This is a genomic window from Pseudomonas sp. CFBP2511 (genome assembly GCF_030209255.1).
Classification (GTDB): Bacteria; Pseudomonadota; Gammaproteobacteria; order Pseudomonadales; family Pseudomonadaceae; genus Aquipseudomonas; species Aquipseudomonas avellanae.
In genome coordinates this window covers 160,047-174,383 of sequence record NZ_JARVSI010000007.1, presented here as the reverse complement: position 1 = coordinate 174,383, position 14,337 = coordinate 160,047, and the positions used below count along the sequence as shown (strand labels likewise).

Genomic DNA, 14,337 nt, shown 5'->3' with positions numbered 1-14,337 from the left:
TAGATGCTGCTCTTGCGGTTGGCCGCTGTTTCAGCCTTCATAGTCCTGCGGGCGTGCAGTGGACAGCCCACCGGGCACCTGCAAAGTCGGAGTGATTTCCATGTGCCCGATATTCACCGCGATGGGCGCGGCAATCACGTAGGCGATGGCGTCGGCAATGTCCTTGGCCACAGGCAGCTCATAACCCTCGATAAAACGCTTGCGCACTTCTTCGGAGTCGCCATGCACATGGGCAAAAATGTCTGTCGCAACACGGCCCGGGCAGATTTCAGTCACCCGCACCCGCTTGCCGAAGGCATCGATACGCAACTGGCGAGAGAGCATGCTCACTGCCGCCTTGGTGGCGTGGTAGGTCGAATTGCCGCCGAAGTTGTAGGCGGCGGCAATCGAGCTGATGTTGATGATGTGCCCACAGTCACGCTCGACCATGCCGGGCAGCGACAACCGGGCGATCTGCAACACGGCGCGCAGGTTCACATCGATCAGCAGATCAATACCCTCGGCATCCGCCTTGAGCAGCGAGCCGGGCCGGTCAACCCCGGCATTATTGACCACCACATCAAACCGCTGAGCCTCGAACAAGGCCGTCAGGCCAGCCAGATCAGTCACATCAATAGCGTGCGCGATGCAACCGGTACGCTGCGCCAGCGTCGCCAGTTTGTCCGCACTGCGTGCCAGCGCATGAACCTGCAGGCCTTCGGCACACAGCCGTTCGACCACAGCTTCGCCAATGCCGGAGGAAGCGCCGGTGACCAGCGCGGTTTTGTAATCGGAAAAAGGCATGTCGGGGTTTCCTTTAGAATCTTCGATCAGTCGCGTCGCTATCAGCGGATGCGGATCGCCTTGTACTGGACTTTAACGAGCGTCACGGGCAGCGACCAAGACGCAATGGTTGTGTGGCGATAAGGTGCGCTTATGACCCAAGCAACTGCGAAACAGGGGTGATGACGCCGCCCTGCTCTTCGATGCTGTGCCGGATGCTGCGCGCAAGCTCCACCGCGCCGGGCGTGTCGCCATGCAACAGAATCGACTGGGCGTTGACCGCGACACGCTTGCCGCTCAACGTGGTGACGGTGCCGTCCTGCAACAGTTGCGCGACCCTGGCGCGGACCTGTTCCGGGTCCTTGACCACCGCCCCGGCAATGCCACGCGGCACCAGCAGGCAGTTTTCGTCATAGGCGCGGTCGGCCAGAAAGGTCGTCGCCACTCGCAGGTTGCACGCTTGCGCCGCCTGCTCGATGGCCTCGCTGCTGGAAGAACTGATGATCATCTGCGGGTCAAAACGGGCGACTGCCTTAACCAGCGGCCCGGCCAGTTCAGCGTCAGCGGCGGCCATATTGCCCAGCGCACCGTGAAAGCTCATGTGTGTCACGCGATAACCGGCAGCGGTCGCAATGCCTGCCAGCGCGCCCAGTTGATACACCACAATGGCGCATAACTCCTTGAGTTCGATGTTCATTCTGCGCCGCCCGAAACCCTGCAGATCAGGAAAGCCGACATGCGCACCAAGATCGATGCCCAGCGCTTTGGCGCAGCGTACGGTGCTGTCCATGATCAACGGATCACCCGCATGAAAGCCACAGGCCACATTGGCCGAGGAGATCAACTGCATCAGTGCTTCGTCCTCGCCCATGGTCCATGCGCCGAAGCCCTCGCCCAGATCGGCATTCAGATCGATACGCATGCGGTCATTCCTCCAGTTCAATCAGCGGCTGGCCATAACCGACCCGTTCGTGCTCGGCAGCCAGAAAACGTACAACGCGTCCCGCCTGGCTGCTGCGCACCGGCAGATAAAGCCGGCCAATGCGCAGCAGGCCCAGCAATTGCCCGGCGGCAACGCGATCGCCAGGCTTCACGTAACTGTTTTTTTCATCGGGGTGGCTCGATACGAATACGCCGGGGTTGTCGGCAGCTATTACACAGGCAGCGGCTTGCGGCTGTTCCGCTGCGGTCTGCACATCGGTTGGCGACGCCTGAGTGTCCGCACGCACACCGCGCCGGATCAACAGCTCGAACCCCGGCCGTTTCAGTTCCAGAACCGTGAGCCCTGCGTCACGAATCCAGCCTGCCAACTGGCGAATCTCATTGATGTTCATCAGCGATGTCCTTGCAGGCCGCGCAGCGCAAGCAAGCGCCGAGCGTCTTCGATGAAGGCATGATTGGTGTCCAGCGCCTCGACGGCCTGCTCGTAGCTGCATTGCACGAAACGCACCTTGCTGCCGATGGGAGCCTGACCGAGACGCCAAAGGTCGGCTTCGATGACCGTGGCAAACTTGGGGTAACCGCCGCTGGGCTGCGCATCGCGCATTTGCACAATCGGCTGGCCGCCGTGGGGCACCTGAATCACGCCGGGCACGATGCCGTGAGAGCGTATTTCCAGCGCTTCCCGCGCCAGCAGAGGCGTGCCTTCCATGCGGTAGCCGTAACGGTTGCTTTGCGTGGTGATCTTCCATTCGCCGGCAAAGAAGGTGTCCTGAGCCTCGACGCTGAAACAGTCGAATTCGGCCGCGGGCAGTACCCGTATGGCGGGTAGCCCATCCAGCATCAACGGCAAGCCCGCCACGGCAGATTCCAGCCCGAAATCACCGGCGCGCTGTTGATTCGCGGCGCCTGCAGGGATCACGTCACCCTGCTGCAAGGCACGGCCCTGCCAGCCGCCAAATGCGCCGCGCAATTGCGTGCTGCGCGAACCCAGCACCGGCGGCACGTCTACACCACCGGCCAGGCACAGGTAGGCGCGACTGCCTGTGGTCGGATAACTGAGCTTCAGCACTTGACCCTTGCGAGCCTGGGCAGCCCAGTTGCCCGGCAGCCGCTCGCCATCCAGTTTTGCAGAACAGGCAGCGCCGGTGATTGCAAAGGTGCAGTCTTCGACAAAGCGCACTTCAAACGGGAACAGCGGTATTTCAATACCCGCTGCGTCTTCGGCATTACCCAGTAACAGGTTGCCCAGACGCAGCGACAGCGTGTCCATCGCCCCCGAGGTGCCGACGCCGTAGCCCAGGCTGCCGTGGCGGCCCAGATCCTGAACGGTGGCCAGCGCGGTGGCGCTGATGACTTCGATCATCGAATGATCCTCTCGATGCGCAAGCGCAATTGATCGCCGGGTTGCAACAGCGCCGGGGGATGCTGATCAGCATCAAAAAACACCATTTCCGTGCGCCCTATCGTGTTCCAGCCACTGGGGCCTGCCGAGGCAGAGATACCGGTCTGCACGCCACCGATAGACACCGATCCGGCACCGATGTCGAGCACCGGCACTTTGCGCCTCGGCGTCGCCAGACGCAGGTCCATGCCGCCCAGGTAGCAATAACCGGGATGGCTGCCCAAGGCATACACCGGGTACAGCGGCTCGCAGTGCAGGTTGGCAATGGTTTCGATGTCCAGCCCGGTGTGCGCGATGACATCGGCCATGTGCGGGCCGCCGTCGCCGCCGTACACCACCGGCAACTCGATGATCCGGCCCTGCAACGGTAAAGGCTGGCAGTGCTCCCAGGCTTCCATCAGGCGGGTTTTCAGGCCGCTCAGGTCCCGTGGCGGCGTCTCGAAGGTCAGCATCAGGTTGTTCATGCCCGGCACCGCTTCGCGCACCTGCGGCCAGTTCTTGCTCAGGTCCGCCAAGGCCCAGATGCGTTGCTGCGGGGCCAGATCCAGCTCGCCGGGGGCTTCAAACAGCAAGGCAGTGGTCCCCAGCAGGGTAATCCGCGGGATGTTCGGCAACTGCAAGACGCTCATGGCTGGCTCCTTGTCTGCAACCAACGCTCCAGATGGTGAATGTCCATACCGCCCTTGCAGAACACCGGGTCCTGCAGAATGTCGCGGTGCAGCGCGATGTTGGTGGAGATCCCTTCGACGTGCATTTCGCTCAGCGCCAGACGCATGCGCGCCAGTGCCTCGTCGCGGCTGGCACCGTGGGTGATGACTTTGGCCACCATCGAATCGTAATAAGGCGGGACCCGGTAACCGTGGCTGACATGCGAATCGACGCGCACGCCAAAGCCACCGGGGACCTGCCAGCGAGTGACCTGCCCCGGCGTCGGCATGAAGCTGCGCGGGTCTTCGGCGTTGATCCGGCATTCCAGCGAATGGCCCGAGACGCTGACGTCGGCCTGACTGAAACTCAGGCGCTCGCCCATCGCCATGCGAATCTGCTGCTGGACGATGTCGATGCCAGAGGTCATTTCCGTGACCGGATGCTCGACCTGCAGGCGGGTGTTCATCTCGATGAAATAGAACTCGTCGTTTTCAAACAGGAATTCAAACGTGCCCACGCCCTGATAGCCGATCTGGCGACAGGCTTGTGCGCAGCGCTCGCCAACCCGGCTCATCAGCGCCGCATCAACCCCAGGTGCCGGGGCCTCTTCAAGCACCTTCTGGTGGCGGCGCTGCATTGAGCAATCCCGCGAACCGAGCCAGACGGCATTGCCATAGGCATCACACAGCACCTGAATTTCGACGTGGCGCGGCTGGCCGAGAAACTTCTCGATATACAGCTCGGGATTGCCGAATGCCCGACGCGCTTCTTCACCGGTCAGCGCAATGGCATCGAGCAACTGCTGTTCTTCGTGAACCACGCGCATACCTCGCCCACCGCCGCCGCCAGCGGCCTTGACGATGACCGGGTAGCCGATGTCGCGGGCAATCGCCAGAATGCTGTGCGGATCGGCAGGCATGCTGGTGTCCGGGCCGGGCACGCAAGGCACACCGGCTTCACGCATTGCGCGTTTGGCCGCAACCTTGTCGCCCATCACGCGAATACAGGCGGCGCTGGGGCCGATGAAGGTCAGGCCAGCATGCTCGATACGTTCGGCGAAGGCGGCGTTCTCGGAGAGAAACCCGTAGCCTGGGTGGATCGCCTGAGCGCCGGTCAGTTCTGCCGCATAAAGCACAGCGGCCTGATTCAGGTAACTCTGCCCCGGCGCAGCAGGCCCGATGCACAGCGCTTCGTCGGCCTGTTGCACATAACTGGCGTCCCGATCCGCTTCGGAATAAACCGCAACGGTCTGCAGGCCAAGGCCTTTGCAGGCGCGCAATATGCGCAGGGCGATTTCACCGCGATTGGCGATCAATACTTTATCGAACATCAAAAAACCCTCTAGAACCCCGGCTGGCAACAATCGCCTTTCAGCCAAGGGTGAACAGCGCCTGACCGGCCTGAACTTCTTCGCCGTTGGTAACCAGAATGTCCGTCACGACACCCGCGATTTCAGCCTTGACCGGGTGAAACATCTTCATCGCCTCGACCACCGCCAGGGTCTGGCCGGGTTCGACACGGGTGCCGACTTCAACGAACGGTGGCTGATCCGGTGCTGGGGTCAGGTGCAAGACCCCGTACAGCGACGCACAGGCCTGCGTCGAAGTGCCGGTCTGTGCAACAGACGTGGCGGTGGCATCAGTTGCCGCACGTTTTACCTGCTTCGAAACGACCGGTGTGACGGGGCTTGAGACCTGAACGTGCTCACGCAGCAAGCGCAACTGCGCATCCCCTTCACACAAGCTGAGCTCGCTCAGGTCCGATTCAGCCATCAGGTCGATAAGTGCTTTGATACGTTCTGGCTTCATGCAACGGCCCTTGCCTGACAAAAGAAATGTGGCTGAGGGCAATGTAACGAGCGCGCTTTTTGACCGCCAAGACGGTTTGACTGTGGGGTGATAAGCGCCCCTTATGACCTTTCACGTCGTTACGTACGGCGGTTGCCGCGCATTTCTGCGACCAGCTCCAGCAGGATCGCCTTGACCGCCTGAGCCGGGACCGACAACGGCAAGTGGCCTGAGAGGCACAGGGCCAGAGGCGCTTCGATCTCGGGTTCGACGATCCGGCTGAGGTTGACCGCATGCGTGTCGGCGAGCACCCGCGCAGCGGATTCGGGGAGGATCGTCGAGCCGAAACGATCGGCCACGGCGGCGGCCAGAGTCGTCGATGACTCGATTTCTGCCACCACCCGGGCGCTGCGCTCGATGCGCAAGAACGCCTCGTCCACCAGGCGGCGGATGGTGTTGTAGGTGCGCGGCAACAGCAAATCGATGTCGGCAAGCTCCGCCAGCGGTATTTCCTCGCGACTCTGGCGGGCGTCGTCAGCGCTGACCAGGTACAACTGTTCGCGCATCAAGGGTACAAAACTCAGGCCGTGCACCTCACGTCCGCCATAAAGCACCGCCATGTCCATGCGCCCGTTCATGATCAGTTCGCTGAGGGTGGTTCCGAAATTTTCATTGAGGTACAGCAAAATGCCCGGATGACGCTCGCGCACCCGTTTGAGCAATGGCAACGACAGCGTCGAAGCAGCCGTGCCAGGCGCCAGCCCCACCGAAACCGGCCCCGACAGTGCGAGGCCACTGGCGTTGACGTCGCTCTGCGCCTGCTCGCACTGACGCAGGATGACCTGAGCATGCCCGTACAGCACTTTGCCCGCTTCGGTCGGGGTAACGCCGCGCTTGGTGCGGATCAACAACTGTTGTTGCAACTCGGCCTCCAGCGTCACCAACTGCTGGCTCAACGCAGGCTGCGCGATGTGCAGCACATCGGCGGCCTGAGTCAGGCTGCCGATATCGACTATTTTCACAAAGTATTTCAAGCGGCGAAGGTTCACTTACTGCACTCCCGGGTCAAGACTGCGATGCCAGAGCAAGACGCAGGCCAGCTCGCTAATAAAGGGCTGTCAGCCTCATCATAAGCATTGCCTATGTCAGTTCAGCCTCCCTGCATTCGCTTTACCCGAATGCCCCCGCAGGCGTTGATCGCCTCGTTTTGGTGCGGGCGCGGTTCATCTGCGGTCATAAGCGCTGCCTATCAACCCAGAACAAACTCGTCTTATGGCCTGCCCTGCGCAGGCTCGTAACGTAGTCCTCGTCAAGGCCATCAACGAGGAATGCCAACGTGACCGCATCTCGCATCGCCGCACGCGTGCTCCGCATCAAACCATCGCCAAGCAGCGCTGCTGCCGATCGGGCCAATGAACTGCGGCGCGCCGGCAAGTCGATCATCAACCTGGTGGTCGGCGAGCCCGACTTCGACACCCCTGCACACATTCGCCAGGCAGCCTGTGCGGCCATCGAAAACGGTGAAACCCGCTACACGCTCAATGCCGGGACTGCAACGCTGCGCGAGGCGATTGCCGCCAAGCTTCAGCGTGAAAACGGCCTGACCTATGCGCCCGGCCAGATCGTGGTCACCAGCGGTGCCAAGGCGGCGATCTTCAATGCCTTCGCCGCAACTCTGGGCGTTGACGACGAAGTGCTGATTCCTGCGCCGTACTGGGTGTCATACCCGGACATGGTGCTGGCCTGCGACGGTCGCCCGGTCACTCTGGCATGCCCTGAAGAAAACCAGTTCAAGCTCACCGCCGAACAGCTGCGCGAAGCGATTACCCCGCGCACACGCTGGCTGCTGCTTAACTCGCCGAGCAACCCGACCGGCGCGACCTACAGTGCCGCCGAGTGGCGGGCGCTGGCCGACGTGCTGCTCGACTACCCGGACGTGCTGATCATGACCGATGACATCTACGAGCACATTCGCTATGACGACACCCCGCTCAGCCACCTGCTGACCGTCGAACCGACTTTGCGCGAACGCGTGCTGATCATCAACGGCGTGTCAAAAACCTACGCCATGACCGGCTGGCGCATCGGTTACGCCGCAGGCCCCAGCGACATCATCGGGGCGATGGCGACCCTGCAATCGCAATCCACCAGCAACGCCTGCTCGGTCAGCCAGGCCGCAGCCGTGGCTGCGCTCAATGGCGACCAGTCGTTTGTCGGCGAGAGCGTCAAGGTCTACAAGCAGCGCCGCGACCGCTGTCTGGAGCTGATCAACGCCATTGACGGGCTGAGTTGCATAAAGCCTGAAGGTGCGTTTTACCTGTACGTCAATTGCGGCGCTCTGATCGGCAAAACCACCCCGTCAGGGGCGGTGCTGCACGCCGACACCGAAGTGGTTCTGTACCTGCTGGAGAGTCAGGGCGTGGCCGTCGTGGCGGGCACTGCGTATGGTCTGGCACCGTTTTTCCGGATGTCCACGGCAACTGCCATCGAAACCCTGGAAAGCGGCTGCACGCGCATTGCGACTGCTGTCGCTGCGTTGCGCTGAGCACCTCGACATGACAACGCCGAGCCAGCCCGCGCTGACCTTCAGACAAGCCTTGTTGGCCATGCTCGGCATTTCGCTGGTGTTGATGCTTTCGGCGCTCGACCAGACGGTGATCGGTAACGCCCTGCCCAGCATTGTCTCGGAGCTCAACGGCTTCGAGCTATATGCCTGGGTCGCCACCGGCTACCTGCTGGCCTCCATCGTGACCATTCCGATCTTTGGTCGGCTGGGCGATTTTTACGGGCGAAAACCGTTCGTGCTGGCCGCCACGGTGATTTTCACCCTCGCCTCGCTGCTCTGCGCGCTGGCCGACAGCATGTTGGCGCTGGTCATCGGCCGGGCGTTGCAGGGGGTCGGCGGCGGAATGCTGATCGGAACGGCGTTTGCCTGTGTGCCGGAATTGTTTCCCGACACTCGCCAGCGGCTGCGCTGGCAGGTGTTGCTGAGTGCCATGTTCAGCGTGGTCAATGCCATCGGCCCGGGCCTGGGCGGTTATCTGGCTGGCGAGTTCGGCTGGCGCTCGGTGTTCTGGCTGAACCTGCCGCTGGGCGTGATCGCGCTGTTTTTCGCCTGGCGTTTTCTACCCTGGTATCGCCCGCAAACCGCCGGTGCGATCAGGCTCGACTGGATCGGCGCGATGTTGATCGTCCTGAGCCTGGGCAGCCTGCAACTGTTCGTTGAATGGCTCGGCCAACGCGCTCTGGCGATCAGCCTGCTGTGCGGCGTGATCACCGTTGTCGCCATGACCGGCCTGTGGTTCTGGGAACGCCGCTGCACATTTGCCTTGCTGCCCGCCGGGCTGTTTGCCAATCGCAGTATCCGCCTGCTGTTCATCATGTCGCTGCTGGCTGGCGCAATCATGTTCACGCTGCTGTTCTACCTGCCGCTGCTGTTGCAGGGCAGTTATGGCTACTCGCCGCAGGACGCCGGGCTGCTGCTCACCCCGCTGGCCCTGAGTATCACTCTGGGCGCCATCGTCAACAGCCGCATCGTCACGCGTCTGGCAAACCCCAACTGGCTGCCCATTGGCGGGTTCATCGCCTTGTCGGTTGCCTGCATTGCCCTGGCGCTGGTCGGGCTGCAGGCTGACTTCGCAACCTTGCTGGGGCTGATTCTGCTGGCGGGTCTGGGCCTTGGGTTCATTTTGCTCAACCTCACGGTGTTCACCCAGACCCTCGCCGAGCGGCAATTTCTCGGCATCGCCACCGCGCTTACCCAATCGTTGCGACTGGTGGGCGGCTTGTTGGGCACCGCGGCCATGGGCGTGCTGGTCAAGTTGCTGTACGTCACCAACCTGCAACGTGCACTGACCGCGGCTGGCCAGATGCAGGCAATGCCGCACCTGGCTGATCCGCAGGTCCTGCTGCAGCACTCGTCTGCAGATGTTGACGCCACGTTACTGCTGGCTCGCACTGCCCTCGCCCAGGCCGTCGGCACCGGGCTGATGATCTGCGCAGCGCTGGGCGTACTCGCACTGGTGGTTCTTTACCGTTTACCTCGCGTCACGCTGTATCAAGCGCCTCACACTGCGATACCTGCAACGGAATCAGCCGAAAAACACGCTCCTTAAAACAACAAGAAACCTGACTGCCGCCCGACCCTGCCTCTCACAACACTTAATGACAGCATGAGGATGAACCCGATGGAGCGTTTCAATCGCGCCACCCCTTTCGTTGCGGGCTTTTGTGGCCTGCTGATCGCGCAGCAGAGCTACGGCGAAGGTTTTCTGGAAGACAGCAAGGCCAGTATTCTGGCTCGTAACTTCTTCAGCAACGCAGACAACCGTAGCGGCGCTGCTGCCCCCAACTACACGCAGGAGTGGGGCCAGGGCTTCATGCTCAATTACCAGTCCGGCTACACGCCCGGCTCGGTAGGCTTGGGCGTTGATGCACTGGGCCAGTTGGGCGTTCGTCTGGACTCGGGTAAAGGACGCCACTACAACCCGCAAAGTACCGCGTTCAACGGCAACATCTTCCCGACGGACAGCGACGGCCGCGCGGTTGATGAGTTCAGCAGCCTGGGCGCGACGCTCAAGGCGCGCGTCTCGCAAACCGAGTTGAAGTACGGCACGCTGGTGCCGATGCTCCCAGTGGTAATGTCCACCGACCGCATGCTGCAACAGACCTTTCGCGGCGGCCAGGTTCAGTCGAAAGACCTGAAAGACTTCACCTTCACCGCAGGCCAGCTGGAACACGTCATGGGCCGGGGTTCGACCAACCAGATGGGCATGTCGATCCCCGGCGCCAACAACCCGTTGACCGGCGAATTCGTCAACAAGTTCTACTACGCAGGCGTCGATTACAAACCCGTCAAGGACCTGACCCTGCAGTATTACTACGGCAACCTGGAAAACTTCTACAAACAGAACTTTCTCGGTCTGAAATACGACCTGCAACTTGGCCCTGGTACTTTGCGCACCGACCTGCGCCACTTCGACAACCGCTCGGACGGCGCGAATGGCCACGATCCTTCGTTTTACACGGTGGGTTATTACGGCAACGGCGTCACCAAGGGTGAAGTCGACAGCCGTCTGTCCAGCGCTCAGTTCACTTACCTCATCGACGGCCATACCTTTGCTGCGGGTTATCAGGCAGTCACCGGCGACAGCGACGCGGTCTGGCTGAATCAGGGCGATGGATCAACCGCTTACTTCATGACCGAATCCATGATCGGCAAATTCCAGCGCGCCGGGGAACGCACCTGGCAAGTCCGTTATGGCTATGACTTCGCCAGACTCGGCGTGCCCGGCCTAAACGTCTTGGCCATGTACGAAAGCGGCTCGAACATCCAGACCTCCGACGGCGACAAGAAGGAATGGGAACGCAACGTGACCCTGAGCTACGTCTTGCAATCGGGCCCGGCGAAAAACCTCAGCATTGCACTGCGCCACGCACAACTTCGCACCGAGTTCGCCAGCCAGCGTGATGCCGATGAGCACCGGATCATTGTCAGCTATCCGATCAATATTTTTTGATAAGGCAAAAACTGCAGGCGGTACTAGCGTGTGCACCCTGAGCACCTGATAAACTGCGCGCCGTTATTTGCACGCCTGGGCATCTTGCCCAGGCGTTTTTGCATGCTGCCTTTGTGTACAAGGAGTTCGTAGCCCCATGGTTATAGGCACAGACCTGAGCGCAACGCTGTGAGTTGCTGGTCTATTCTGGGGCTTGATCCCCATTCTGACGTGCGCAGTATCAAGCGCCGTTATGCTGCGTTGCTCAAGCAGCACCGCCCGGACGAAGATCCGGCAGGCTTTCAGCGCCTGCGTGACGCCTACGAGCAAGCGCTGAGCTGGACCGCCGACGTTCAGGAACCGCCAATAGATCAGGACGGCCTGTCGCATGCGCCGATCGTTGTACTGCCGTCGCCGGTTCAGACTTTCAGCGCACCCGACCTGAAACGCCAAAGGGCTGACCTGCTGCTCGAAGGTATAAGTGCAGAGAACCTGGATCAGCGATTGGAAAACGCCCGAACCGCACAGTGCGATCGGGCGTTTGAAGACGGTTTGCTGGAGTATTGTCAGTCGAATGCTCCCTATGCATGTGAACTGGCGGAGCGAGCAGTCGAGCGCTTTCAGTGGCTGAGCGCCTGGCAACGCATCGACCTGCCCTTGCATTCAACCCACACTGTTCTGAACAATCTGTTACGTAATACCGAACAGATGTTGGCCAACGCGCTGAACAGCGGCAATGCCGAGTCCTTCTCCAATGTTTACCTACACCTCGACAAGGTCGCCTGGATGCAGACGCTGGACCGACGTATCTGGCTTAACAACTATCTCGCAGGACTGCTGGCCCACGCTGAAGTCTGGCACAGCCCTGTTTTCGATGCGGTGTGCGAATGGCAAGGCTGGAAGAAACCCGATGGCCGCACATCTTGTCCGGAGCCTTTCTGGAGCCGGTTGCTGGCGCGCAGTCGCCAAGCCTTGTTTCTCGAAGACCAGCAGCGTCTTGCCACGCAAAAAATCGACAGCACGGGCTCACGCGCAGCCCGCCTGCTGTTCATACCCATGAGCGATAATGCTCGCGTGTCGATGACCCTCCGTTTCACATCTGATGACTGGCAAACCTGTGAGTCGCTGGCCAATACAGTGGCGCGTCATTACCCCGATTTGGCGAGACATGTGCATGGCGAAGATCTGTATTTCTGGCGACCGCTGCGCCGTTGTACATCGTTCTGGGCACTGCCGTTTGCAATCGTTGGCGCAGCGTCCATAACCGCATTGGACAGCTATTACCGGCTGGGAAGTGATCCGGACGAAACAATGATCGCTCTATTGCTGATTGTTGGCGCACTTGGTCTGCTGGCGGGTTTGCTTTACGTCGCCTGTCAGACGCTCGGCGCATTGACCTGGCGCCTTGATGAGCAACTCACCAAGCACGTTGGCCGCTGGCTTACGCTACGCCGTCCAGTACCGCTGTTGCTGCGAGAAAGCACCGTAAGCTGGCTGCCCGCAGTGCCGACCTTCCTGGTCGGAGGATGGAAGGCGTTGCTGATTTACACCGCAATACTCGCGGTGGCCGCCGCAGGGACTCGCGTGGCCTGGCCGGAATGGCTCAAGCGGATATTTTCAATTGTTCCAGGCTCGCCGGCCAGAGAACTGATGATTGGCATCCTGCTGGGTCTGATCGTCTCGTTGCTGTTCATCTCAGGCACCATCATCAACTACCGCCCTGTGCAAGCAGGCCAAGGTCTGCAAGCATGGCCGAAACGACTATGCGCAGCCCTTCTCGATGCAAACCAGCCCTGTCGCCCGCCCTCCCGGGAGCAGTGGTATACACCCTCGTCTTCTCTGGAGGCTGGCCATGATCAGTAATCGAGCGTTTATCACCGCTATTTGTGTTTTCGCAGCCATCGCCTGGGCGCAGCACAAATTGGCCAACACCCACCGCGTTTCGACAGACTCGATTGCAGACACTTCAATGATGAAGGACGCAGCAGCCTGCCTGGTGTTTGACGATACTCTTCTGCTTGAACGCTACGCCGATTATCGCAAGCACTACCAAGCGCTGGTTGATGGCAGTCAGGGTATGCTGCCGTTTATACAAAGCTTTGCATTGGGTGGCAACAGTCGTTCCGTCGCAATGAATGAGAGTTTGGCCTGCAGTATCAGCTATCCACAACTGCTCTACCCCAAGTCCGATCCGCTTGTCATCGCCGTGATCAAGTACAGCGAGACGCTTGACACACTGCGCGACAGAACTTTTGATGCTGAGGCACTCTACAATCAACCACGCCCCGATATCGAGCGTGCCCGGCAGCTGGATGCAGACCTTGCCCAAGATATGCATCAACTTCAGCAACGCAGTCTTGCCGTTCGAAAACACTTTGAGGAACCTCAATTTCTGGCACGCAGCGAGCAACTCGCGGCCATCGACTATCGCCTTGGTCACGATCAGCACTGGCATACGCTCAACTTCATGCTCCTCGCCAGACAAACAATCAACTACCTGAATCGGAGTGAAGCCAACGCCCGGCTGAGCCCGGATGAACTCAAGGCCTTACACGCTGAACTGACTGACGCGTGGCTGGACGCAGAGCGTTATTTCAACACAATGCCCAACCTCAAGTCCGCTAACCGGAAGCGTCCGCTATGGACCGTGATCAAAGCGCCTGCGCATACCTGGCTCGCCACACTCGATACGTTGCAACAGCGCTGGGCGGCTCACGCTGACGTTGATCAGTTGAACAAACAGCTACGGGCGGTCGAGGAGGATTACGACCAACTCTTGATGCAGTACAACGCATCGGTAAGCGGACAGTATTAGATCCTCAGGCATCGGGGGGCTTTTGCGTAGGGGGGAAGCTCGGCCGTTTTGTCAGCGTCTGCTGCTTGGGCTCACGAATCCTGATCAGCGTATTCTTGACGTATAAGGACCGGGCCCGACAGGCTGAGGAAGGCTCGGGCATGCCGAGCCTTCCTCAAGAATCAGTTTGAAACCTGGTCCAGAAAAATCAGCCGTGGCGCTTCTGCAAACCACTTGCCGCTTGCAGCCGCAAACTGCTGGTAGTGTGGCGTGGCAACATGCGCGTCCAGTGCAGCCTGATCCTTGAAGCATTCGCGCATGTAGAACGTACCGTGCTCATCGCGCACCTCGAACAGCGTGTATTCGATATTGCCCGGCTCCGAACGGGTGGGTTCCACCAGTGCCAACAAAGCTTCTTTCAATGCCGACTCGTTGCCTGGACTGGCTTTCAGCACTGCGATCAACGCCAATGGCTTTGCAGGTGTATTCATTATCAATGCTCCG

General features: G+C 60.5%; 14 protein-coding genes. 5 read left to right on the top strand and 9 right to left on the bottom strand.

Annotated features, from left to right (window positions below):
• Positions 1-30: 30 nt before the first annotated feature.
• The 8 genes from QRN38_RS07120 to nac all read right to left on the bottom strand — a co-directional run bounded on the left by QRN38_RS07120 (position 31) and on the right by nac (position 6,590).
• Positions 31-783 (bottom strand): SDR family oxidoreductase, encoded by a 753-nt coding sequence (locus QRN38_RS07120; protein ID WP_007243865.1) that lies wholly within the window; start codon positions 781-783, stop codon positions 31-33.
• A 130-nt stretch (positions 784-913) separates the two neighbouring features.
• Entirely contained in the window at positions 914-1,684 is a 771-nt protein-coding gene (locus QRN38_RS07115) for a LamB/YcsF family protein (RefSeq protein ID WP_024667116.1), read from the bottom strand.
• Between the two features lie 4 nt (positions 1,685-1,688).
• Positions 1,689-2,096, bottom strand: a complete 408-nt coding sequence (locus tag QRN38_RS07110) for an acetyl-CoA carboxylase biotin carboxyl carrier protein (protein ID WP_005764299.1) — start codon at positions 2,094-2,096, stop codon at positions 1,689-1,691.
• Positions 2,096-3,067, bottom strand: a complete 972-nt coding sequence (locus QRN38_RS07105) for a 5-oxoprolinase subunit C family protein (RefSeq protein WP_054096697.1) — start codon at positions 3,065-3,067, stop codon at positions 2,096-2,098. The genes QRN38_RS07110 and QRN38_RS07105 overlap by 1 nt, the downstream gene beginning before the upstream one ends.
• Entirely contained in the window at positions 3,064-3,735 is a 672-nt protein-coding gene (gene pxpB / locus QRN38_RS07100; RefSeq protein ID WP_024667118.1) for a 5-oxoprolinase subunit PxpB, read from the bottom strand. Before pxpB ends, QRN38_RS07105 begins: the two co-directional genes overlap by 4 nt.
• Complete coding sequence (gene accC, locus QRN38_RS07095; RefSeq protein ID WP_057418030.1) at positions 3,732-5,084, bottom strand: acetyl-CoA carboxylase biotin carboxylase subunit; 1,353 nt, start codon at positions 5,082-5,084, stop codon at positions 3,732-3,734. The genes pxpB and accC overlap by 4 nt, the downstream gene beginning before the upstream one ends.
• A gap of 40 nt (positions 5,085-5,124) precedes the next feature.
• A complete protein-coding gene (locus tag QRN38_RS07090) occupies positions 5,125-5,562 on the bottom strand; it encodes an acetyl-CoA carboxylase biotin carboxyl carrier protein (RefSeq protein ID WP_057418031.1) in 438 nt (145 codons plus the stop codon).
• A 119-nt stretch (positions 5,563-5,681) separates the two neighbouring features.
• Positions 5,682-6,590: a nitrogen assimilation transcriptional regulator NAC gene (gene nac / locus QRN38_RS07085; RefSeq protein WP_024667121.1), complete on the bottom strand. Its 909-nt coding sequence runs from the start codon at positions 6,588-6,590 to the stop codon at positions 5,682-5,684.
• 287 nt (positions 6,591-6,877) lie between these two features.
• Here nac and QRN38_RS07080 point away from each other — a divergent pair, with 287 nt between their 5' ends.
• The 5 genes from QRN38_RS07080 to QRN38_RS07060 all read left to right on the top strand — a co-directional run bounded on the left by QRN38_RS07080 (position 6,878) and on the right by QRN38_RS07060 (position 13,854).
• Positions 6,878-8,086: an aspartate transaminase gene (locus tag QRN38_RS07080; RefSeq protein WP_057418032.1), complete on the top strand. Its 1,209-nt coding sequence runs from the start codon at positions 6,878-6,880 to the stop codon at positions 8,084-8,086.
• Entirely contained in the window at positions 8,058-9,656 is a 1,599-nt protein-coding gene (locus QRN38_RS07075) for an MFS transporter (RefSeq protein WP_057418033.1), read from the top strand. Before QRN38_RS07080 ends, QRN38_RS07075 begins: the two co-directional genes overlap by 29 nt.
• 72 nt (positions 9,657-9,728) lie before the next feature.
• Positions 9,729-11,060 carry an OprD family porin gene (locus QRN38_RS07070; protein WP_057418034.1) on the top strand — a complete coding sequence of 444 codons (1,332 nt, stop codon included), beginning with the start codon at positions 9,729-9,731 and terminating at the stop codon, positions 11,058-11,060.
• A gap of 168 nt (positions 11,061-11,228) precedes the next feature.
• The gene (locus QRN38_RS07065; RefSeq protein ID WP_057418035.1) at positions 11,229-12,902 is read left to right on the top strand and encodes a J domain-containing protein; all 1,674 of its coding nucleotides are present in this window, start codon (positions 11,229-11,231) and stop codon (positions 12,900-12,902) included.
• Entirely contained in the window at positions 12,892-13,854 is a 963-nt protein-coding gene (locus QRN38_RS07060; RefSeq protein ID WP_057418036.1) for a YiiG family protein, read from the top strand. Before QRN38_RS07065 ends, QRN38_RS07060 begins: the two co-directional genes overlap by 11 nt.
• 161 nt (positions 13,855-14,015) lie before the next feature.
• Here the strand turns inward: QRN38_RS07060 and QRN38_RS07055 are convergent, their stop codons facing one another.
• Positions 14,016-14,324 carry a putative quinol monooxygenase gene (locus QRN38_RS07055; protein WP_007243855.1) on the bottom strand — a complete coding sequence of 103 codons (309 nt, stop codon included), beginning with the start codon at positions 14,322-14,324 and terminating at the stop codon, positions 14,016-14,018.
• Positions 14,325-14,337 lie beyond the last annotated feature (13 nt).